17 protein-coding genes and 1 tRNA gene are annotated in these 22,598 nt (G+C 42.3%); 12 read left to right on the top strand and 6 right to left on the bottom strand.

The genetic code is table 11. From position 1 onward, the window contains the following. From AC1DND_RS02045 to AC1DND_RS02010, 8 genes are all read left to right on the top strand, one after another. On the top strand, nucleotides 1-237 hold a 237-nt coding region (locus tag AC1DND_RS02045), incomplete at its 5' end, for a DMT family transporter (RefSeq protein WP_477578698.1). Nucleotides 238-679: 442 nt separating this feature from the next. After that, nucleotides 680-1,636, top strand: a complete 957-nt coding sequence (locus AC1DND_RS02040; protein WP_477578696.1) for a methionyl-tRNA formyltransferase — start codon at nucleotides 680-682, stop codon at nucleotides 1,634-1,636. Between the two features lie 23 nt (nucleotides 1,637-1,659). Continuing rightward, nucleotides 1,660-2,190 carry a phage tail protein gene (locus AC1DND_RS02035; protein WP_477578694.1) on the top strand — a complete coding sequence of 177 codons (531 nt, stop codon included), beginning with the start codon at nucleotides 1,660-1,662 and terminating at the stop codon, nucleotides 2,188-2,190. Nucleotides 2,191-2,224: 34 nt separating this feature from the next. Next, nucleotides 2,225-2,743, top strand: a complete 519-nt coding sequence (locus tag AC1DND_RS02030) for a phage tail protein (RefSeq protein ID WP_477578692.1) — start codon at nucleotides 2,225-2,227, stop codon at nucleotides 2,741-2,743. Between the two features lie 27 nt (nucleotides 2,744-2,770). Then, entirely contained in the window at nucleotides 2,771-3,286 is a 516-nt protein-coding gene (locus tag AC1DND_RS02025; protein WP_477578690.1) for a phage tail protein, read from the top strand. Between the two features lie 127 nt (nucleotides 3,287-3,413). Further along, nucleotides 3,414-10,463 (top strand): MBG domain-containing protein, encoded by a 7,050-nt coding sequence (locus AC1DND_RS02020; RefSeq protein WP_477578688.1) that lies wholly within the window; start codon nucleotides 3,414-3,416, stop codon nucleotides 10,461-10,463. A 21-nt stretch (nucleotides 10,464-10,484) separates the two neighbouring features. Beyond that, nucleotides 10,485-11,369: a PorP/SprF family type IX secretion system membrane protein gene (locus tag AC1DND_RS02015; protein WP_477578686.1), complete on the top strand. Its 885-nt coding sequence runs from the start codon at nucleotides 10,485-10,487 to the stop codon at nucleotides 11,367-11,369. Nucleotides 11,370-11,485: 116 nt separating this feature from the next. Then, on the top strand, nucleotides 11,486-11,680 hold the full coding sequence (locus tag AC1DND_RS02010) for a cold-shock protein (RefSeq protein WP_215130303.1): 195 nt from the start codon (nucleotides 11,486-11,488) through the stop codon (nucleotides 11,678-11,680). 100 nt (nucleotides 11,681-11,780) lie between these two features. Here the strand turns inward: AC1DND_RS02010 and AC1DND_RS02005 are convergent, their stop codons facing one another. Both AC1DND_RS02005 and AC1DND_RS02000 read right to left on the bottom strand, forming a co-directional pair. Further along, the gene (locus tag AC1DND_RS02005; RefSeq protein ID WP_477578685.1) at nucleotides 11,781-12,485 is read right to left on the bottom strand and encodes a response regulator transcription factor; all 705 of its coding nucleotides are present in this window, start codon (nucleotides 12,483-12,485) and stop codon (nucleotides 11,781-11,783) included. 12 nt (nucleotides 12,486-12,497) lie between these two features. Next, complete coding sequence (locus AC1DND_RS02000; RefSeq protein WP_477578683.1) at nucleotides 12,498-13,931, bottom strand: sensor histidine kinase; 1,434 nt, start codon at nucleotides 13,929-13,931, stop codon at nucleotides 12,498-12,500. Between the two features lie 237 nt (nucleotides 13,932-14,168). Between AC1DND_RS02000 and AC1DND_RS01995 the strand changes: the two genes are divergently transcribed. Beyond that, nucleotides 14,169-15,578 (top strand): alpha-L-fucosidase, encoded by a 1,410-nt coding sequence (locus AC1DND_RS01995; protein WP_477578682.1) that lies wholly within the window; start codon nucleotides 14,169-14,171, stop codon nucleotides 15,576-15,578. Between the two features lie 448 nt (nucleotides 15,579-16,026). Here AC1DND_RS01995 and AC1DND_RS01990 read toward each other — a convergent pair whose 3' ends face one another. From AC1DND_RS01990 to AC1DND_RS01980, 3 genes are all read right to left on the bottom strand, one after another. Continuing rightward, nucleotides 16,027-16,572 (bottom strand): alpha/beta fold hydrolase, encoded by a 546-nt coding sequence (locus AC1DND_RS01990; RefSeq protein WP_477578699.1) that lies wholly within the window; start codon nucleotides 16,570-16,572, stop codon nucleotides 16,027-16,029. Between the two features lie 395 nt (nucleotides 16,573-16,967). Further along, nucleotides 16,968-17,648, bottom strand: coding sequence for a DUF5694 domain-containing protein (locus AC1DND_RS01985; protein ID WP_477578680.1), 681 nt, complete (start codon nucleotides 17,646-17,648; stop codon nucleotides 16,968-16,970). After that, nucleotides 17,593-17,835 (bottom strand): hypothetical protein, encoded by a 243-nt coding sequence (locus AC1DND_RS01980; protein WP_477578678.1) that lies wholly within the window; start codon nucleotides 17,833-17,835, stop codon nucleotides 17,593-17,595. The genes AC1DND_RS01985 and AC1DND_RS01980 overlap by 56 nt, the downstream gene beginning before the upstream one ends. A gap of 686 nt (nucleotides 17,836-18,521) precedes the next feature. Here AC1DND_RS01980 and AC1DND_RS01975 point away from each other — a divergent pair. Beyond that, a complete protein-coding gene (locus tag AC1DND_RS01975; protein ID WP_477578676.1) occupies nucleotides 18,522-19,256 on the top strand; it encodes a LytR/AlgR family response regulator transcription factor in 735 nt (244 codons plus the stop codon). A gap of 24 nt (nucleotides 19,257-19,280) precedes the next feature. Here AC1DND_RS01975 and AC1DND_RS01970 read toward each other — a convergent pair whose 3' ends face one another. Beyond that, nucleotides 19,281-19,433, bottom strand: a complete 153-nt coding sequence (locus tag AC1DND_RS01970; RefSeq protein WP_477578675.1) for a hypothetical protein — start codon at nucleotides 19,431-19,433, stop codon at nucleotides 19,281-19,283. Nucleotides 19,434-19,525: 92 nt separating this feature from the next. On the opposite strand from AC1DND_RS01970, the gene AC1DND_RS01965 reads away from it, so the two are divergent. Together AC1DND_RS01965 and AC1DND_RS01960 are read left to right on the top strand one after the other, a co-directional pair. Continuing rightward, nucleotides 19,526-20,995 (top strand): sensor histidine kinase, encoded by a 1,470-nt coding sequence (locus AC1DND_RS01965; RefSeq protein ID WP_477578673.1) that lies wholly within the window; start codon nucleotides 19,526-19,528, stop codon nucleotides 20,993-20,995. A gap of 561 nt (nucleotides 20,996-21,556) precedes the next feature. Then, nucleotides 21,557-21,628 (top strand) — tRNA-Arg (locus AC1DND_RS01960). The last annotated feature ends 970 nt before the right edge of the window (nucleotides 21,629-22,598 follow it).

The raw sequence follows: 22,598 nt of genomic DNA, 5'->3' as shown, positions 1-22,598 counted from the left end.
GTTTATCTATGGTACCTTGGTTTTTTTATAACCATGTCTCTTAGTATGCTTTTATTAATGAAAGTTACACAGACGATGCCTATTGGAACTGCCTATGCTGTTTGGACAGGTATTGGCGCTGTAGGTACAGTAGTGGTTGGCATTCTTGTGTTTAAAGATCCAGCTACTTTCTGGCGCCTCTTTTTCCTGAGTACGTTGGTGATATCCCTGATTGGACTTAAACTTGTAGCGGAATAGTTTGCAGCCTTATTTTACATCAGAGTTGGGCGTTTAAATTGTTTTTGTTGAGGCATTGTTCGATCTAATTCAGTGTTAACTGCATAATCTATATATTTTGGTTTATGATCAAGTCAGGGAAAATGCTGTCCGTGCCTCCTGGCGTACGCAAAGGCAGTACTGCCCAAGAGCCATTGTAGTGGGATACATTGAAGTGCGACATCCAATTGTATGTAATACTCCGTAGGTCACTTTGTATATCAGTAATGGGGGTATTCTGCTTTGTCTTTGAATAAATGACCATGGTACAGGTGAAAATAGTTTTTTATGACTACTAATTTAAGTCTAAAAATTAGACAAAATATACTTAAAAATAAGTATTTGTTATTCTTGTTTGGAGTTAATGAAATAATTAAATAAATTTACGTAGTCTAAATTACATCCTACTCTAATCATCATCCTAGTGAAAATAATCGTATTTTCTACTCATCTCTCGTGTATACCTGTACTAGATTATTTAGGTGCACAGGATTTATTAAAAGCTGTTGTTTCTACGGATAAGCTTAAAGATCATCATTTAGGTGTTGAGTACTTTTGTAACAATAATGATGTATCTTTTTTCAAAGTAAACAGACAAGATCTACTTACAGCTATTAAAAAGCTGTTTGTTGAAATACAGCCCGATGTAGTTTTGATGTTTGGTTTTTCTTACCGGATCCCAGCCAATCTTTATGAGTTTCCGCCACTTGGCTTTTTTAATGTACACTTTAGTATGTTGCCTGCTTATAAGGGGGCAGATCCGCTGTTTTGGCAAATGAAAAACGGCGAGACCAGTGGAGGGGTAAGTATCCATAAAGTTGATGCAGGTTTTGATACCGGCGCAGTAGTAATGCAGCAACCAGTACCTTTTATACCCGGCGAAACTTGGGGTATAGCCGATGGCAGACATGGTGCTGTGGCCCTTAATCTGATTGGTCAATTGATGGAGAAACTGAAAAGCGGAGAGCAGATTACAGCATTACCCGTAAATCAAAGTTTAGCAAGCTACTATCCGAGGGCTGCTGCTGCTGATGTGGCTATTGACTGGAACGTGCAAACTGCCGCACAGGTAGAGGCACAGGTTAATGCCAGTAATCCAGGCGCAGGCGGAGCTGTAACAACTTTTAAACAGCAATTGGTAAGGGTATTGGAAGTTTCGCCTGTTGAAGCCACTGGGGAAGCGGCATTTGGTGCTGGGACAATAGTACATGCAGATGCCAGCGGAATATATGTGCAATGTGCCGACCGCAAAATCTTGCGCATTAATATCATCAAACTCAATGAAGGCTTTGTAACCGGTGCTAAACTGGCGGCAATGGGTGTGCAGCGGGGAGAAAAGTTTGAAAACAATATGTTCGAATACCACGAAATATATAATTAATCTTTAACCATAAACCACATACTATGTTAGATTCAAATTACATCGGCGAAATCAGGATGTATGCAGGCACCTATGCACCATCATCCTGGAAATTCTGCGATGGCTCACTTCTTTCGATCAGTGAGAATGATACGCTTTTTGCACTCATTGGTACCACCTATGGTGGCGACGGACAAAGCACCTTTGCTATTCCAGACCTAAGGGGGCGTGTGCCTGTACATGTAGGTACTGGCCCTGGCTTATCACCTGTAATGATAGGTGAAAAAGCAGGCCAGGAATCGGTTACAATGACGGTAGGCCAGATGCCGGCGCACAACCATCTCTTAATGGCTCAACTGGCCGAAGGCAATGCCAATACGCCAGCCAATAACGCATTTGCAGATACAGGGTCAGCAGATCCAGACTTTGCTTTGGGAACCGTTACGCCGGATGTGGTGATGGGTAACCAATCGGTATCGCTTACAGGGAACAATACGCCCATTAGCATCAACCAACCATCATTGGCTATAAACTATATCATAGCGTTAGCGGGTATATTTCCAACACCGAGCTAACCGATTATCTTAAACCTTTAAAACTGAAAAAAAAATGGATTTTTATTTAGGAGATATCAGAATAGTATCGATAAATTTTGCGCCTAAAGGATGGGCACTCTGCAATGGGCAGATCTTGCCGATTCAAAGCAATCAAGCTTTGTTTTCTCTTTTGGGTATCACGTATGGCGGCAATGGAACCACTACATTTGGGCTACCAAACCTACAGGGGCGTGTATCAATAGGTTTTGGAACAAGCCCAGGTGGGGTAAGTTATACTCTTGGGCAAACTGGCGGAAACCAGAATGTTACTGTTTTACAATCTCAGTTGCCTGCGCATAACCATGCTTTTATGGCCAATAATACACCTGGTGCAACCAACGCGCCTGCTAATGCCTATTTCGCTGATTCCGTTGCACCAGATCTTGATTTTTCTAACGCTACACCCAACACCTCGATGGCTACAGGTGCACTGGGTTTAACGGGTGGCAACGGACCGCTACCTGTGCAACAGCCGTACCTGGGGCTTACTTTTATAATAGCCACAACTGGCATCTACCCAGCCAGAAACTAACCAAAGTATAAATCAAAAATAAAAGAAATGAACTTTATAGGAGAAATAAAATTAGTGGCAGAAAGTTATGCCCCCACTTCCTGGGCTTTTTGCCGCGGCCAGCTTTTGGCCATCAGGCAATATAGCGCACTATTTGCACTTATTGGTACCAATTATGGCGGTGATGGTGTAACCACCTTTGCATTGCCTAATTTACAGGGAATTGTACCGGTAGGGGCAGGTAACGGCCCAGGGTTAACACCCCTTCCACTAGGAACTGATTATGGCTCAGAAACTGTAACCCTTACCAGGGATAACTTACCCCCCCACACACACGCTGTTAAGGCAGTAAGTGCCAGCGGAACAGTTCCATCCCCATCAGGCAATTATTTTGCAAGTAAGGGAAGAGGCGATAATGATTATACCACAAATGCACCAAATGTGCCGATGAACCCAATGACAATAGGTGTTGCTGGCAATGGTTATCCAGTGCCTGTGATGCAGCCATATATGGCGCTTAACTACGTTATTGCATTAGAAGGGGTATTCCCATCAAGAGATTAACATAATTCTTTACCACAGCTTTGCTCAGAATCAAAGCTGTGGTTTCTACAAACCAAATGCAATGCCACCCGGTCGCCCATAGCTGTTTTTGATGCCTGCTGACATTAGGATTTATAAACTATTTGATATGAAAAAAGCTTTACGCGTTTTATTTTCTACCACCGTTCTTTTACTGCTCATTCTTGCAGCAAATGCCCAGATCCAGTTTCAGGATACCTTTGAACGAGATGCCGGCAATTTTGTTGTTACGATGAATGTAACCGGCAACGATGGGGCAGGGCATAACACCTATACGGGTAACGGTAGCGTTGCTGGGGGGACAACGGCCTATAAAATCCTCTTTACGGGAGGACGTTGGGAAATCCAGTTTTTTAACGGTGGTATATTTCAGACGGCATATTACAATACAACTAATACAACGCCTAATCCACCGGCAATAGGCAATGGGATATGGGTAGATGCTGGATCAGATCACTTACTTCTGCTGGCAGGCACAGTTGTAGGTTCATCCAATGATGCCACATTATCTGCCCTAACAATATCAGCGGGTACATTGACACCCGCGTTTGCCAGTGCTACAATAGCTTATACTGCAAGTGTAAGTAATGTAACGGCATCGATTAATGTAACAGCAACCAGAAACCAGGCCAATGCCACCATTAAAATCAATGGCAATACGGTAACAAGTGGCAGTGCCACGGCCGTAGCCTTAAGCGTGGGAGCGAATAGTATCGCCGTGCTGGTAACCGCGCAAGATGGTACCACAAAAACATATACCATTACTGTAACCAGGGCACAGCCTGTAACTGCAACACCAGTATCCGTAATACCTGCCAACGGAAGTTTACTGAATACACGAACACCTACGTATACTGGTACATCACCTGGTAATGCACTCATAAATATTTATGTAGATGGCTCATCTATTGGCACCACAACAGCATCAGCTGGTGGGAACTGGAGCTTAATCCAACCTACAAACCTTGTTGATGGCCCACATACCACATATGCTACAGCTCAGGTTAGTGGTAGCACGGTAAGTACAAACAGCAATACCAATAATTTTAATATAGATGCTACGCCCCCAACAGTGAGCATTACCAGTGGTACTGTTGCTTCTGGCGGTACAACCAGTACATCCATAATCCCATTTACCGTTACTTTTTCTCAGGCTGTAACCGGTTTTTCAATAGGTGAGATCACATCCACTAATGCATCGCTCAGTAGCTTTGCAGGTAGTGGAACAACATATACTTTTAATGCAGCACCAAATCTAAGTGGTATTGTTACCATCAATATAGCGGGCAATGTAGCACAGGATGCCGCCACAAACGGAAATACAGCAGCGCTACAATATGCTTTTACCTATACAGCACCAGTAACAGTGCCAACCGTATCAACTGATGCGGTGACCGGTATTACCACTACTTCAGCTGTAATGGGCGGAAATGTTACGGCAGCAGGTGGATCGGCGGTRACTGAGCGTGGGATTGTTTATGCAATCGGACATATCCCCACAATTGCAGATACCAAAGTGTTAACAGGCAGTGGCACGGGCACTTTTTCAGGAACCATAAACGGCTTGGCATCTTCTACATTATATCATGTAAGAGCCTATGCTACCAACAGTAGCGGAACGAGCTATGGAACAGATCAACCATTTACTACATCTACGGCAGCAGGTACAATTTTTGCCCCTGCCAGCTTCCCCGCAGGATTAAGCACTACTTATGGCACAGCATCTGCTTCAACAAGGGTCACTGTATCCGGCATTGGCTTATCAGCGGGAATCACGGTCACTCCATCATCAACTGCCAATTTTGAGGTGAGTACGGACGGTACGACTTTCGGTCCTTCTGCTRTCATTGGTACTTCGGGCACGATATTGGGTGATGCGTACGTAAGACTTAAAGCAAATGCACCGGCCGGTACAAATATTACCGGGAATGTGACATTAACAAGTACAAATGCAAATAGCCTGACAATAAATATTCCATCAAGTACAGTGTCGAAAGCAACATTAACTTATACTTCAAGTGGGATAGGAAAAATTTATGGGGCAGGTGTTCCGGTTTTAACAGGAACAGTAACAGGCTTTGTGAATTCGGAAACCATAGCAACTGCAACAACTGGCACTATTAATTGGTCTACCTCGGCTACAATAAGTAGTGCTGTGGGTTCTTATAATGTGAATGGTGGAGGACTAAGTGCAGTAAACTATAATTTTGTACAGGCTGCAGCTAATGCATCAGCTTTAACGGTTACACCAAGACCATTAACTGTATCAGCAACTGGGAATAATAAAGTTTACGATGGTACTACAACGGCCACGGTAACCTTGAGCGATGACCGTGTAGCAGGTGATGTATTTACCGAAAGCTACGCTAGCGCCTCATTTGCTACAGCAACGGTTGGTACGGGTAAACCTGTTAGTGTGTCAGGCATTGCCATTTCCGGCGGTGCATCGGGTAATTATACTTTGGGCAATACAACCGCATCAACAACAGCAAATATTACTGTCAAAACGATTACGATAACTCCGGATGTAAATTCAAAAACTTACGGAAATGTAAACCCTACACTGACCTTTACCGCTACACCAGCTTTAGCTACCGGAGATAACTTTAGCGGCTCGCTTACCCGTGCAGCGGGAGAGAATATTGGTACTTATGCCATTACCCAGGGTACACTTTCGGCCGGGAGTAATTATGCGATAACTTTTACCGCCGGTACAAATTTTACAATCAATAAAAGAGCAATTACGGTTACAGCTACTGCACAATCTAAAGGATACGGCAGTGTCGATCCCTTCCTGACCTTTACACTTGGCGGATCGGGTCTGGCCTTTGCCGATACCTTCAGCGGCAGTTTATCGCGCGCGCCGGGAGAAAATGTGGGCAGCTATGCCATCGCCCAGGGTACCCTTGCACTAAGCACTAATTATGCAATCACTTTTACCCCTGGTATAACCTTTGCTATTAATCCAAGAGCGGTTACCGTTACTGCTAATGCCGGACAGTCAAAAACATATGGTAATGTTGATCCTTTCTTCACCTTTACGGTTGGCGGATCAGGTCTGGCCTTTGCCGATACCTTTAGTGGAAGCTTAAGCAGACTGCCAGGTGAAAATGTTGGCGATTATACAATCACCCAGGGAACACTTGCATTGAGCAGCAACTATGCCTTAAGTTATGTTGATGCAGATTTTACCATCAGCAAGAAAACGATAACGGTAACCGCGGTAGCAAAAAGCAAAACCTATGGTGATGCCGATCCTGTGTTAACTTACACATTTAATCCAGCCTTGGTTGGCACTGATACCTTTAACGGAAGCCTTAGCAGATTGCCTGGTGAAAACCTTGGCACCTATGCCATTAGCCAGGGTACACTTGCACTGAATGGGAATTATACCCTGAGTTATACCGGAGCCAATCTCAGCATTGGCAAAAGAATAGTAACGGTAACCGCTGTAGCGAAAAGCAAAGCCTATGGTGATGCAGATCCAGCCTTAACTTATACTTTCAGTCCGGCGTTAGCAGGCACTGATACGTTTACAGGAGCACTGACCAGGTTGCCCGGTGAAAATGTTGGAACCTATGCAATTGCACAGGCTACACTTGCATTGAACAGCAATTATACCTTAAATTATGTGGGCGCAGATCTCACTATTGGCAAAAAGATAATAACGGTAACAGCCGCGGCGAAGAGTAAAATCCAGGGTGATGCCGATCCTGCACTGACCTATACTTTTGCGCCTGCATTGGTAACAGGTGATAGTTTCAGCGGAAACCTGAGCAGGGCTGTTGGTGAAACGGCAGGTACCTATGCCATTACCCAGGGCACACTGGCATTGAACGCTAACTATACCTTAACTTATATTGGGGCTGATCTGACCATTTCCTCAAAAACTGTAATAACGGTAACCGCAATAGCAAAAAGCAAAACCTATGGTGATGCTGATCCGGTGTTGACCTATACTTTCAGTCCTGCACTGCAGTCGGGCGATAGCTTCAGCGGAAACCTGAACAGGTTGCCGGGAGAGAATATCGGCACCTATGCAATCAGCCAGGGTACACTTGCATTGAACAGCAATTATACCTTAAATTATGTGGGTGCTGATCTTACTATTGGCAAGAAAACAATAACGGTGACAGCAGCAGCGAAAAACAAAACCTATGGTGATGCGGATCCTGCATTAACCTATGCTTTTGCTCCAGCACTGGTAACAAGTGACAACTTTACGGGATCCTTAAGCAGAACAGTTGGTGAAAATACCGGTACTTATGCGATCAATCAGGGTACACTTGCATTGAACAGCAATTATACCTTAAATTATGTGGGTGCTGATCTTACTATTGGTAAGAAAACAGTTACGGTTACAGCAGCAGCGAAAAACAAAACCTATGGTGATGTGGATCCTGCATTAACCTATGCTTTTGCTCCGGCACTGGTAACAGGTGACAACTTTACGGGATCCTTAAGCAGAGCAGTTGGTGAGAATATCGGTACTTATGCGATCAATCAGGGTACATTAGCTTTAAACGCTAACTATACTTTAACCTACGTTGGTGCTGATCTGACTATTGGTAAGAAATCAGTTACGGTTACAGCAGCAGCAAAAAGCAAGGCCTATGGGGATGCCGATCCGGCGTTAACTTACACTTTCGCCCCAGCATTGGCAACGGGCGACAGCTTTAGCGGGTCACTTAGCCGCTCGGCAGGTGAAAACGTGGGCACATACTCCATCAACCAGGGCAGCCTGGCTTTAAATGCAAATTATAGCTTGAACTATACAGGAGCTGATTTTGTGATCGCCAAGAAGATCATTACGGTAACTGCATCCGCCAAAAGCAAAGCTTATGGTGATGCCGATCCGGCACTGACCTATACTTTCATCCCGGCTCTGGTAGGTACTGATACTTTTACGGGAGCATTGGGCAGATTGCCGGGTGAAAATATTGGAACCTATGCCATTAACCAGGGTACACTTACACTGAACAGCAATTATACCTTAAATTATGTGGGCGCAAATCTCACTGTTGGCAAAAAAACAATAACGGTCACAGCAGCGGCGAAGAGTAAAATCCAGGGTGCTGCCGATCCGGTGCTGACCTATACTTTTGCCCCGGCTTTGGTAACAGGCGATAGCTTTACGGGATCCTTGAGCAGGGCAGCTGGTGAAACCGCGGGTACATATACCATTACCCAGGGTACACTGGCATTGAACGGAAACTATATCCTGACTTACATAGGAGCCAATCTGACCATTGAAGCGAAAACCGTAATAACAGTAACCGCGGTAGCGAAAAGCAAAACCTATGGTGATGCAGATCCGGCATTAACCTATACTTTTGCTCCGGCACTACAGGCTGGCGATAGCTTTAGCGGAAGCCTGGACAGGTTGCCGGGAGAGCATACCGGTACCTATGCAATTGGCCAGGGTACACTTGCCCTTGACGGGAAGTATATCATAACTTATGTTGGTGCTGATCTGACCATTGGTAAAAAAACAATAACGGTCACAGCGGTAGCGAAAAACAAAACCTATGGTGATGCTGATCCGACATTGACCTATACTTTCTCTCCTGTATTGCAAACAGGTGATAGTTTTACGGGATCCTTAAGCAGGGCGGTTGGTGAGAATATTGGTACTTATCCCATCAATCAAGGTACACTTGCACTGAACAGCAATTATACCTTAAATTATGTGGGCTCAAACCTCACTATTGGCAAAAAGACAATAACGGTAACTGCGGCAGCTAAAAGCAAAAATTATGGTGATGCTGATCCGGCGTTGGCCTATACTTTTGCCCCGGCATTAGTAACAGGCGACAGCTTTAGTGGATCACTTAGCCGAGTAGCAGGCGAAAATGCGGGCACTTATCCGATCAATCAGGGCAGCCTGGCTTTAAATGCAAATTATACCCTGAACTATACAGGAGCAAATTTGGTAATTGCTAAGAAAACCATTATGGTAACCGCTGCCGCTAAGAATAAAAGCTATGGTGATGCCGATCCGGCGTTGACCTATACTTTCGCCCCGGTATTGGTAATAGGCGACAGCTTTAGCGGATCACTTAGCCGTGTGGCAGGCGAAAATGTGGGCACCTATCCGATCAACCAGGGCAGCCTGGCTTTAAATGCAAATTACATCTTGACTTATACGGGAGCCGATCTGACCATCGGAAAGAAAACCATTACGGTAACAGCCGCTGTCAAGAGCAAAACTTACGGAGATACCGATCCAGCGCTGACCTATACTTTTGCCCCGACATTAGGAACTGGCGACAGCTTTAGTGGATCACTTAGCCGTGCGGCTGGCGAAAATGTAGGCGTATATGCTATTGCCAGTAGTACCTTGAGCGCGGGTGCTAATTACACTATAGATTTTAAAACAGCTGACCTGACGATTAATAAAGCGGTGCTAAGCATAACTGCAGATGCAAAGCAGATGTGCCAGGGAGCCGATCTGCCAGCATTTACTTTGAGCTACAACGGTTTTAAATTTTCTGACAATGCAAACAGTTTAACCACAAAGCCATCGGTAAACAGCACCGGAAGCAGGTCTTCTGCGGCTGGAGATTATGTGCTTTCGCCGGTTGGCGGCGTATCTGCCAATTATACTTTTAATTATATCAACGGTGTGTTCAAGATCAATCCCCTTCCCCTTATCACTATCAATAGTGATAAGGGAACCAGTATCAGCAGGGGAGAAACTGCTATCCTTACCGCAACAGGGGCTACAAGTTATGTATGGGCGACTGCCAGCGGCATCTTAAGCGGTCAAAATGCTGCTAGTCTTACTGTTAGGCCAAAAGAAACCACCACCTATACCGTTACGGCTACAAACAGCAGCGGATGCAGCCAGAGCCAGGCCATTACCCTGACTGTGGCCGAGAATCTTTCAAAAATCAAGGCGAACAACATTCTTACCCCAAATAATGATGGCTTTAACGATAAGTGGGTAATCGAGAATATCGACTACTATCCGAACAATGAAGTTAAGGTATTTGATAAGGCCGGAAGGATCATTTATAGTAAAAAGGCATACGATAACAGCTGGGACGGAACAGTCAACGGAACGGCACTTTCAGAGGGTACCTATTATTATATTGTTGATTTCGGTACAGATAAGATGAGGGTAAAGGGTTTTATCACACTGGTAAGGGAAAATTAGTTAAATTAAAGAGAAGATCAAATGAAGACTTTATATAAATTATTGATGTTACTGGCCGTATGGATACCTGCAGCCAGTGTTCATGCGCAGCTGAATCCGCTTTCCTCACAATATTATACCAACCGTTATGTAATCAATCCCGCATTTGCAGGTGCGAACAATGGCCTGCGCATAAACGGGGCCTACCGTAAACTTTGGGATAACGTTCCGGGCGCTCCCGTAACGCAGAATCTCACCGCAGACTATGGTTTCGATAAAGTTGGTATAGGACTGAACATGAGCAATGAAAGTGCGGGGCTACAGCGGCAGACCCGCATAGTAGGTAGTTATGCCTACCACCTGCCTTTAAACGCAAACAACCAGCAGCTTCATTTTGGCCTGTCTGTAGGTTTCATGAACCAGCGTCTTGAAAACGCAGATATTTATGGCAATCCGAACGACCCGATGGTTGGGCTTTACAATGACCGGAAAACCTATCTTGATGGGGATTTCGGTATTGCCTATACTTCAGATAAACTGAGCATCGAGGGATCGCTGCCCAACCTGAAAAGCTTTTTCAAAAAAGATGTGATCAAGCTGGCCGATGTGGCCACTTTTTATACGGCCATAAGTTATAAGATTACGCTGAGCGAAGGAATGGAGGGGATAGCGCTTGAACCAAAAGTAGCCTACCGCGGGGTGAAAGGCTTCGATAATATCTTTGATCTGAGTGCACAGGCCTGGATTGCAAACAAACAGGTGTTTCTGATGGGGGTATACCATAGCAGTGAAAATGCCACATTTGGCATTGGTGTCGACTTTAAAAGAAAATACCTGATCAGTGGGATGTACACCACACAGACCTCGGCTTTAAGTGCCTATACCAACGGCAGTTTTGAGCTGAATCTCAGGTTAAGCGTACTGTAAGGTTTTGGCGGAAGGAAAATCTTGGATATTTGAAGGCATGAAGGAAATGGTCGTATCAATGCCCTTATAATACCTGGTGAACAGATTGACAACCATGATGTTAATAAAATCTATATATGGAACAAGGTAAAGTTAAAATGTATAATGGCGAAAAGGGTTTTGGCTTCATCACGCCGGATGCGAACCAAGAGGACATTTTTGTGCACGTGACTGGACTATTGGTTCGTGACCTCAAGGCGGGTGACATTGTGGAGTATGAAACCGAGCAGGGCAAAAAAGGGTTAGTAGCGATCAATGTCAAGAAAATATAACCTGCTAACACTTCTTGAAGCGTTAACATAAACCTCTCTATTTTTACATGGAAGCGTCTTTGTAATGATCAGTTACCTCGTTTTGCAAGTAAATATGCTATCACTTAACTTTTAGAATGTAACCCAGGCCATACACGTTTTCTATACTGACTTGTTCTGAGGCCTTAAAGAGCCGCCTTAGCCTTGAAATAAAAACTTCAAGGCTTTTTCCATTAAAGTAATCGTCGTTTCCCCATAACGCCAATAAAATATCTTTCTTTTTAACTACCTGATTAATATTGCCAGCCAAATGGTCTAATACTTCCGATTCCCTAACGGTTAAGGAAACTTCTTTGCTGTCGGGCATCCGCAGAAACAGCTGATCCTTTTGGTACCTGATATCACCTATGTTGATAAATCCTGAACTGGATGGGAACTGCACGTTTGGAGTGCTGGAAAACTTATTAATGATATTTCCTATCCTAAGTACCAGCTCTTCAATTTCGAATGGCTTTGAAATATAATCTATTGCACCAATTTTGAGGCCGCGAAGACGGTCCTGTTTTTCGTTATGTGCCGTTAGAAAGAAAAAAGGTTGATTGGAGTTGATTATCACCATCTCTGTGGCCAGGTCAAAGCCGTTCATATCTGGTAGCTGTACATCCACAATAACCAATTTGTTATCAAGCTGGTTTGCGCTATAATACGCCAATGCTTCTGAAGCAGTTTTAAACCATAGGACACTGAATCCCCTCAATTTCAGGTATTCTGAAATTACATTGCCCAGGTCTATTTCATCTTCAATTATTACGATATCATAACTCATAAAATTCTTTGATTAATGATTTGTACTAATTAGGGTCTGCTCCGCAGGGATATGAATCAAAAATTCGGTCCCTTTTCCCAATGTTGTTCTTACGCTGATTTCCCAGCCATGAATATCAATGCACTGTTTAACGTAATATAAGCCCAGCCCCAGGCCCGAAACGGTATTATCTTTGCCTGCACGGAAGAACTTATCGAATATTTTTTCTTTCATTGTGTCTTCAATTCCTTTTCCGTTATCTTTAATATGGATGGTATATCCACCATTATGCTCGGTAATAAAGAGCACAGTCATTTTTATATCGCTATGATTGTGCTTAAAGGAGTTGTCGAGGATGTTTTGTAACATGGTGGTAAATACGAAAGGATCAACCATGATCATTATTTCCGAACCATGAGGATCAAAAGTAAGGTCATTTGGTTCTTGAACTTTTATTTTATAATCATTAACTAAAGTAAGAATTGCATAATTAAGATCTGTTTCCTCCAGGTTAATGTTGCTGTTGATTTCGGAAATTTCCAGCATCTGGTTAATGTGAGAGTGAAGCCGCCGTGCCTGTCTCTCTACAATATTTACAAGTGCATTTACGCGTGCCCTGTCATTGAGCACCTCATCTTCGTGCAGGCTTTTGCTTGCCACTAAAATAGTAGTAATAGGGGTGTTAAATTCATGTTTAATACTGTTTAGGAAATCAGATTTAACATCTGTTTCTTTTTTCTGGCGCATCCAGCTGATATAGGTGTAATAATTAATGCCTACAATAATAATGATGCAAAGCGCAACCAATAAAAATGTTGGCAGCATTTGATAGGCTACTTTTAAGGTGCGGCCGGGAGGATCGACAAAAAGATTAAAGGTAACTCTGTAATCGTACACCAGTTTGCCACTAACAGAGAGGTTGGTTACCCTGTTCTGAACGTTCGGATCAGTCAATGTGCCATCAATGATGACTCCAAACGGTGTTTTTTGGTCTGCTTTGAACAACGTATCAGTACTGGTGTCAAATATGGGGATGTTGCCGATATTGGTATCGAAGTTAATCTCAATTGACTGGAAAGTGAGCAGATACTGCAGATTGGAATCTAACCCGTTCCTTTTAACGATCGAGCGGAAAACACTGTCCATAGTGCTTTCTTTTCGCAGGTCTTTTAATAGTGTATTACTAATGCTTTGTGAGCGTTTAACAAATTCTTTCTTATTGCTTAAGTATGCTTGTTTGAGCGCGGGCATATTTCTCGAGAGGATCGAATCGATAATCTTTCCGCCGCCCTTATATACTTTGTCTTCGGATATACTGCGTCCATATTCGTCGTTAATCAGCGTTTTTTCTTTTAAACTATAGTCCCTGTCTCTCAGAACGTAAGAATTATAGGTTAACCTGAGCTGTACCAGAAGCAATATCAGAAAGCTGATCAATACTACTGCCTTATATATACGATCTTTCATTTTATCCTTTAAAAATAGCCGTATTATTTCATAAATACCATAACGTTAAGCTTTTGTTAGGTTTCTGTTACGTTTTCGTTCGACAAATTCTTTCAATGTCGGGTGTAGCTTTGAATAATGGAAAGCAGTATGCAATAAAAACCATATTAATGTTGATCGAATTGAGGTTAGTAAACGTCTGTAATCCAGTAAATCTTTCAAATAAATAACACAAATCACATAACCAAAAAAAGAGAAATGACCTTTAAAAGGATTTTATCATTATTGCTTATCGTTTCGGGAACGATAGCTATTTATCCGGCAATGGCCCAGCAAAAATCGGCCAATAAACCACTGCCCGAACTTCAACAGGATTTTGTCGACCTTGGGTTGGGCATGTTTATCCATTACGGGATGCCAACTTTTATGGATCAGGACTGGTCTGATCCTGATGCCGACCTTTCATTGTTCCAATCGCCAAAACTAGATGCAGACCAATGGGCAAAAGCCGCAAAATCTGCTAACATGACCTATGGTTGCCTTACCACTAAACACCATAGCGGTTTCCCGATCTGGAATACCAAAACGACAGCGTATAACGTAATGAATACGCCTTTAAAACGCGATGTAGTTAAGGAATATGCAGATGCTTTCCGCAAAAACGGATTAAAGGTAATGTTGTATTATTCCATATTGGATACCCACCATGGCATCCGCCCAAACCAGATTACTCCAGCCCACGTTAAGATGATCAAAGATCAGATTACCGAACTGCTCACCAATTATGGCGAGATCACAGCGTTGATTATTGATGGATGGGACGCCCCATGGTCGAGGATTTCTTATGATCAGGTACCTTTTGAAGATATCTATTACCTGATTAAGTCATTACAGCCAAACTGTTTGGTGATGGATTTAAATGCGGCAAAATATCCTACACAGGCGCTATTTTATACCGATATTAAATCTTACGAACAAGGCGCAGGGCAGTTTATTTCTAAAGAAAACAACAAACTTCCGGCACTTGCCTGTCTTCCGTTGCAGGCCAACTGGTTCTGGAAAACTTCTTTCCCTACCACTCCGGTAAAAAACGTACCTGAATTGGTGAACAAATTCATCATTCCCTACAACGGCGCCTATTGCAATTTTATTCTCAATGTAGCGCCAGGTAAAAACGGTTTGATAGATGATAACGCTTTGGCAGCACTTAAAGAAATGGGCCAGATATATAAAAAATCTACAGATCTTCCACGTATTCCTGCGCACGCTGCACCGATTATTTCGAGCAACATCGCCAAGCACATCAAAAGCAACARCAGCTGGAGTGATGATATGAATATTATGGATTTTGCCAATGATGATGATTTCGGTTCGAGCTGGTCGTCCAATCACACCGTAAAATCGCCATGGTATGAGCTGAATTTCGATAAAGCTGTTCCCTGTAATATGGTGGTACTAACCGCGGGCAATAACAGAAAAGCTACCTACAGTTTACAATACTATGCAAATGGTAAATGGAATGCTTTAGCTGCAAAAAATGAGGGAGAGAAAAAGGCGAGTATTTTTAGATTCGAGCGTATCTGGTGCGAAAAAATAAAGGTAACCATCACAGACTTTGATAGCCCGCCCGCTATTGCTGAACTAGGGGTGTTTAACGAAAGAAAATAAGATGTGTTAGCCGGATCATTTTTGGCCCGGCTAATTTATTAACCGCTCTTGTTTGACAGATACAGATGGAAATTGACTACTCCAGGTGATATCGACAAACATTTTTTGAAATAACCTAACATAAAAACCAACCAAACTTTATGAACCAAAATTTTACTATTAAGGTAAGGCATTTGCCAGATCTGGGTAACCCCTGAGGCTGTTCGCAGTATTTAGTGCCTGTTTATTGCTTTTGGGCAGTCCCACTTATGCGCAACAGCGCGCAACAATCAAAATTACAGGTAATCTATTTTTCATTTTAAGTTGCCCATAGATCTTTCCATTCCGCGATGCGCCAGTCGGGGAGGACCGACTATTCAGAAAGTATATAAATGATAGCTTGTCGAATGCCCTATTTATAAAATTACAGGCATTTCGACAAGCTTAATGTGACAGATTTATAAATACTTTACGATTTAATAAAGGCTAAAATATCCTTGTTAATTGTTTCTGCCTCTGTTGTAGGCATACCATGAGGGAAACCTGGGTAAGAGATCAGTTTTCCGTTTGGCAACAATTTTGCCGCTCTTGGTGCCTGGTTGAAAGGAACAATCTGGTCGTCTTCTCCATGCAGCACCAATACCGGAATTTCCACACTTTTTAAGTCTTCAGTAAAATCTGACTCCGAAAATGCTTTAATCCCTTCATAATGTGCCAATACAGACCCCATCATGCCTTGGCGCCACCAGTTGTGTTTTATTCCTTCCTGAACGGTTTTACCATCACGGTTCCAGCCGTAAAATGCTACCGGGAAATCGTAAAAATATTGGGCTCTGGTAAAACCTGTACCCTGACGGATTTCGTCAAATATCGCCAATGGCACACCTTCCGGATTGCTTTCGTTTTGGATCATAATCGGCGTTACTGCACTGATCAAAACTGCTTTTGCAACGCGGCCTTTTCTATGTTTCGCAACGTAACGGATTACTTCACCACCACCTGTTGAGTGGCCAATGTGGGGTAATCACTAAAGTGTATGTTAAGTTTCGTGCATACTGGTACTTTTGAACTTCATAATCACAAAAAGAAAGAAAATTAAGCAGTTAGAAAAGAAAATTGAAAAACTAAGTTCGCAGTTTGCTGAATACCTGATTTTTGAGTCCGAAGAATCATCTGAAAGCTTTACATATTTAAATGCTCAAGGTTTGCTGGTCATGAGAAAGCAGCGGAAGGAGTTTGAGGATTTTATGCAGTAAAGGGATAGGAAGAGGTGAGGATGGCTGTTGAAAATCAGGTAGATGATTAGGTCTGATATTCTGTTGCTGACCGTTAATCATTGTCAAAATGAGTTTCGTTAACCCAGGCTTTAATCAGATTTATTCAAGCATAATAATTCTAGAGATGGTTATACTATTTGACTTCGTTAATGTTTCTGACAATTACCCCGGGCATCTTTTCGAAAATGTCCTGCATATATTTACGATGGTTTGCTCCGGCAATTACAACAACTCGCTTAACCCCTTTCTCTTTTGAACGGTTCAGTACATTGTTGCACATGCCCTCATTTCTCATCAGCCACCAATGTATCTTGGAAAGCATTTCTTCTTTAGGGAAGTTCTTCATATCATACAGCTCCGGCAGATAGAAATCCCCGGATGCGGAAATTCCCGACGCTTCAGCTGTGTTCAGCCATTCGGTTACCTGAGTAGAAGACTTCTCAATTTTATCATATCGCTCGAAACCTGTATTTATTTTAGCCAGTTTTTCCTTCAGCTCTCGCTGAAAGGTGGCGGAAGTATCCTTTCTGAATATATTGAATTTTTCGTCGCTCGCAGACCAGGATGCATTCCAATTCAGGTCATAGTCCTGGCAATCCATGGGCAGTAATTCCTTGATGCCGATTTTTCGCATCATCGGGAATGCGATCAATGCGTATTCGGAGGTTTTCAATCTTCTCATGCTTCGTCCGGTGGTATCCAATTCCGGACTCAGCAATTGATTGACATAAGCTTGCAGCTGATCGTCCGGGGATTGTTTAAGCTGGTCGAAAACCTGCCTTCTTACACCAATAGTCCATAATATGCTGTTCATCTTCCTTACTCAGAAATTCTCCGAAAAATGCTGTTGGCTTAAATTGTTGAATTTTGCGATAAATGTCTGAAAAATCCTGCTTTTGGTAATTGCTGTAGTTATGAGAAACACCGATTAAAAGGATTTCCAGTTCTTGAGCAGATGCCTTAAAGGAAACGATAATAAGTAAGATAAAAATGAATTTCATAGCTATGGTTTCGTTGTGTGCTTAAAATTAATATGTTTTACGCATTGATTTCCAATTGGAAAAATAATATTATAATTTGATTTTTCAACATTTCACTAAAGATTGCTTTTTCTAACGGTTTTGACTAGAATTTAGTTAGCGATAGTCGTCGGCATATAAACAACATACCATTATATTTATGGTGTTGGTAGGCATTAATGTTTATAATATTTTGGCTGTTAACTCAGAAACAATATTGGAAAAATTGTGGCCTAGTGATTAAATAAGCTGTATTATGGAAGATTACCAAAAAATGGCCACTGTTTTTGAGGCAAAGGGCCACTACATTTCAACATAAGGTGCGCGCTGATCACTCCCTTAAAGTTGTTTTTGGCGGATTTTAAGCGCTTTTACGGTCTACTTTATCTGTTTGGGCTCATCTTCATTCAATAGTGTTTTTTAGCAGTAAGCTAAACCGTGAGATACGCATATGCAACATGCTCAAACGCAATATGGGGTCCAGGCGCTGAAAGCTGCCATGAAAAATGTAATACGTAGCATCTATTAGCTTGGATAGTGGTGCACTGTCTCAGTAATAAGACCCATTTTCTCCATAAAACAACCTATTTTCGGGAAAAAGATGATAGAATCCCATCAAAAAAAAAATTAAAGCCCTATCTTTAAAACCCAAACAGAAACTAGTCGTAATGTACAAGTGCATAATTGTAGATGATGAGCCGCATGCGGTAGCGGGATTGAAGCGGTATATCGACTCGGTTCCCCAGCTGCAATTGGTCAAAAGTTACACCGATCCGCTCAAAGCGCTTATCGAAATCACTGCGGATGAGCCTGTGGATCTGATCCTGATGGATGTGGACATGCCAGGTATTACCGGAATTGAGCTGGCAAAGGAGGTGAGGCAGAAGACTGATAAACTGATCTTTACCACTGCGCACCGTCAGTACGCTTTTGATGCCTACGAGGTTGCGGCGGATGCATTTTTATTGAAACCCTATTCCCTTGGAAAGTTCATTGTTATCTTTAATAAGCTCTTTCCGCAGAAAACCGGCGATGGCGGTGTGACGGCTGCCGATGATTTTATGTTTATCAAAAGCAAGGAAGAAAATCTAAGGCTGATCAAGGTGAATTACAGTGACATTGTTGCAGTGGAAAGCAAAATGAACTATGTGCAGGTACACACCAGGGACAAGAGTTTTCTGACTTATAGCACGCTGGGTGAAATAGCCAAGAAATTGCTACCTAGAGAGGGTTTTCTGCAGTTCCAGAGAAGTTTTATCATTGCGCAGAATTATATCGAATATATTGAGGGGAATACCATCAAGATGGTGACTGGGACAAAGATCACGGTAGGGGACCACTACAAGAAGTATTTTAATGAGTTTGTTGACGATAAGCTCTTCAGGGCGAAGCGTAAAGGTTGAGCGGAGGCCCTGAAGAGTTGCCGTTTATTGGAAGATCACTCCAGAGCCCGTTGCTGTTGTGGTCAGGGTCACTGTAGTAGTATCCGTTGGATTGCTGCCAAAGTTTCTGGGCTGATTTTTAGTTGATCTGAATACAAATACGGTTCTTGTTTTTAGGGTGTTTTTTGGCTGTTTCATAATGTTTTTTTATGAAAACTAGCTCCCTTGGACAGGCCCCGAAAAGGACTGGGATAGTACCTGTACTATCCTACTTATAAAGGAAAATACACATGAAAAAAACTATTTCAACAGGGTTTAAGCCGTACTGGGTACATGTCCTGGTCTGGTCTCTATTTATCTGTTATGAGGTTGTGGCGGTCGGCCTGATGGTGGGGGCTTTTGGGCATCCTGTGAATTATATTTCCCATTACCTGATTACCATCGGGGTATTTTATCTGTCTGCGCTTTTAGTTCTGCCTTTTGCTTTTAAGCTTAAAGCGCATGCGTTCTGGCGCGCGCTGCTCGGTGTGGCCCTGCTTTTTCTAATCTTTCTTTTGGCCAATTATTATATGGATCTGTTGATGATCCATTGGCATTTTGCCAACCGCTCGGAGGATTTTTCGCTTACGTGGGGTTATAGTTCCAAAATTCTTTACCGCTGGATTTATGTGTTCGGTTTTTCGGCGGCCTATTTTTTCCTTAAAAACTATCTGATGGAACGCGCCAAGACTGAAGAGATGGAAAAACAGCGGCTGGAAAAGGTGATCGAGGAGGAACGGATAAAGCGGGCACTTTCAAAGGCACAGAACGATTTTTTAAAGGCACAGATCAATCCGCATTTTCTTTTCAATACGCTGGATTTTATCTATCATAGTATCGCAGAGCTCTCCCAGGAGGCTTCTCAGGCGGTGATGACCCTTTCTGAGATGATGCGTTATGCAGTGGATTCGGGTGATCTTGATGATACGGTATCGCTTGGTGAGGAGATTGAGCAGGTAGAAAAACTGATCTATCTTTACCAGCTCAGAAAAAACATGGAGCTTAAGGTAATGAGCTATTTTTCTGATCAGGCAATGGAACTGCGTTTTATCCCGCTGGTGCTGCTGACACTGGTCGAAAATATATTCAAGCACGGTGATGTTGGCCATGCCCTCCACGAAATTCGCATTACTGCCATTGTGGAAGATGGTAAGCTGGTTATCGAAACTTCAAATGCGGTAAACCTTAGCGCTGGTGCGGCCAGCACAAATGCCGGACTGAAAAATATCCGCCAGCGCCTCCGTTTCGCTTATGGCGGCGATATAGCGTTTTATTTTGCAAGGGAAGGAGAGCTTTTCGTTAGGGTGGAAAACCTGTTTGCTGCGTTATTCCGCAACGTTTGTAAGGCACGTCATTTGCGTGATGAATTTGATTTTTTCTGGAAGAACTCTCCTTCTGAGAGAGGTAGCGTGGGTATGGCCTATTATATCCGCCATAGTGCACTGCTCCAGTGTTTTGACTCTCTGCTTTTTCTGCTCAGTTCCAGGCAGGTCTGGAATACGGGGGGCTGGGTGCCTATGCGGCGAGTCAGGGCGTTGAAGGGCCTTTGTTGCCGCTTACCACAGGCGATCAGATCGAAAAGCTCAATGATTTGCTCATTGAGCACGAAAACAACATTAAGGATATATTCAGTCTGCATCAGGATCCGGTGGCCATGGGCTTTTTGGAGCATGAGCTTGCGCACATTACGAATGTGTTACAGGATTTTGTGGGCTTTTTAAATGATATTGAAATTATTCCGTCTCATCAAGGTATTGACGGCGCGCTCAGCTAAGACACTGCAGGATGTAGGGATATGTCCTGTAGGTTTTTTTGGAGGTAGGGAATGCAGTGGCTTAGGGATGATGGGATAGATTGACAGTGTTTTGTGTTCCTTTTTGGCTGTCCCTTGCATTGAAAGATAATGTTTTGTCTTTTGGGTGGCTAATCTTTGGACCTTTTCAACCTAATAAAAAGTATTAGACTACAAATGTCCTCGTTTTAAAATAAAAAGCCTATCCTTTTATATTTCATCAGGTTGCATTGTAGCTACATGTCAACTATGTTAATAGCAATTGCTTAACCGTGTTATTTAAAATTTGATGAATTGAGATCAATCAATGAAGGTGGGATACTAAAAAATCAGTAAGAAATTTGGTCTTAAAACATTTTTAAATTTGCCCGCTTTAGGTAAGAAGTTTTATTATATTTGCGCCATTAAAATAATGTTAGGCACATTTAATGCTGATTATTTTGATAATTAATTGCCAGATTGCCTTATGGCAATAAATAATATTGATATTGGTCCCGTAGTTCAACGGATAGAATAGAAGTTTCCTAAACTTTAGATATGAGTTCGATTCTCGTCGGGACCACTAAGTAAAAATATAAACCCTTGTTAGTTAGTTGCTTGCAAGGGTTTTGTGTTTGAATGCTTACAGTTTTACTCAAACTTTTTTGCCGAAATGCCCACACTGTCTTTTACCCTGTTTCTTCTAGCGTCCTAATTTTCAGGTAGGCAACTTGTCAAGAATTCTTTTTGACTTTACGCTTGTGGATATATTGAAGGGTAATTGGATGTGACCCCACCAGAATATTTCTTATGGGTATAATGGATTAGCTTTAAGCTGATTTGCATAGTATAAACAGTAATAACTCTAGTGTAAAAATGGTGTAAACAAAACGCCATTGAAAATAGAATTTTTACACAGAAAACTGTCCCAAAAGTATTTTAAATAATTTAAACGATTGATAACGTATTTGTTGCGATTAAGGATTGAAAGAAGGTTCAAATCCTTTATTTAAAATTAAAGCGCTGATAGTCAGCGCTTTAATCGTTAAGTGGAGCCGAAGGGAGTCGAACCTTTCGATTTAAATATCTGTAAATCAGTATTTTATGCTGTATTCCTTGCTTTAAGGCACCTAATGCTCACCTCTATTTTTTTAATGCAAATTCTTTGCTGTAAAGATACGAAAATAGCCGGAATCTGCACAAAATAAATATCAAATCAAGACCAAGTAAGCATCTGTAAAAAGCTATTTGGGTAGCCCCTATATAAGAGATAAATTTAAAGTGTTCAATGGAAGATATCTATCTATACATCCAACTGAGTCTGAAGTCCTGAACTCGATTTTGCCGTTATGCGAAACGTTAATATTGATTAGTTATGTGGGGCCGCTAGATATATTAAAAGCTATTTATTTTGCCACTATGATAYCGATATTTCGTTTGCTCTTGTAGAAACCTGCGACAGGCCCTGGAAGAAAAGTAAAAGAAACTATTGCCTACTTGTTTGACACAGAAATTAAAAAAGCATATAATTTCACGAAAATGTTTTCTTGCGC

The sequence above is a fragment of the Pedobacter sp. 01N416 genome, from assembly GCF_056399685.1.
This window is presented reverse-complemented; position numbering and strand designations above follow the sequence as displayed.

What these genes read in the sequence shown, in the direction of transcription:
- AC1DND_RS02000 (WP_477578683.1), bottom strand. Translation starts at nt 13,931, where the DNA reads ATGAAAGATCGTATATATAAGGCAGTAGTATTGATCAGCTTTCTGATA.
- AC1DND_RS01970 (WP_477578675.1), bottom strand. Translation starts at nt 19,433, where the DNA reads ATGAAACAGCCAAAAAACACCCTAAAAACAAGAACCGTATTTGTATTC.
- AC1DND_RS01980 (WP_477578678.1), bottom strand. Translation starts at nt 17,835, where the DNA reads ATGAAATTCATTTTTATCTTACTTATTATCGTTTCCTTTAAGGCATCT.
- AC1DND_RS02025 (WP_477578690.1), top strand. Translation starts at nt 2,771, where the DNA reads ATGAACTTTATAGGAGAAATAAAATTAGTGGCAGAAAGTTATGCCCCC.
- AC1DND_RS01965 (WP_477578673.1), top strand. Translation starts at nt 19,526, where the DNA reads ATGAAAAAAACTATTTCAACAGGGTTTAAGCCGTACTGGGTACATGTC.
- AC1DND_RS02010 (WP_215130303.1), top strand. Translation starts at nt 11,486, where the DNA reads ATGGAACAAGGTAAAGTTAAAATGTATAATGGCGAAAAGGGTTTTGGC.
- AC1DND_RS02030 (WP_477578692.1), top strand. Translation starts at nt 2,225, where the DNA reads ATGGATTTTTATTTAGGAGATATCAGAATAGTATCGATAAATTTTGCG.
- AC1DND_RS02035 (WP_477578694.1), top strand. Translation starts at nt 1,660, where the DNA reads ATGTTAGATTCAAATTACATCGGCGAAATCAGGATGTATGCAGGCACC.
- AC1DND_RS02015 (WP_477578686.1), top strand. Translation starts at nt 10,485, where the DNA reads ATGAAGACTTTATATAAATTATTGATGTTACTGGCCGTATGGATACCT.
- AC1DND_RS01975 (WP_477578676.1), top strand. Translation starts at nt 18,522, where the DNA reads ATGTACAAGTGCATAATTGTAGATGATGAGCCGCATGCGGTAGCGGGA.
- AC1DND_RS01985 (WP_477578680.1), bottom strand. Translation starts at nt 17,648, where the DNA reads ATGAACAGCATATTATGGACTATTGGTGTAAGAAGGCAGGTTTTCGAC.
- AC1DND_RS02005 (WP_477578685.1), bottom strand. Translation starts at nt 12,485, where the DNA reads ATGAGTTATGATATCGTAATAATTGAAGATGAAATAGACCTGGGCAAT.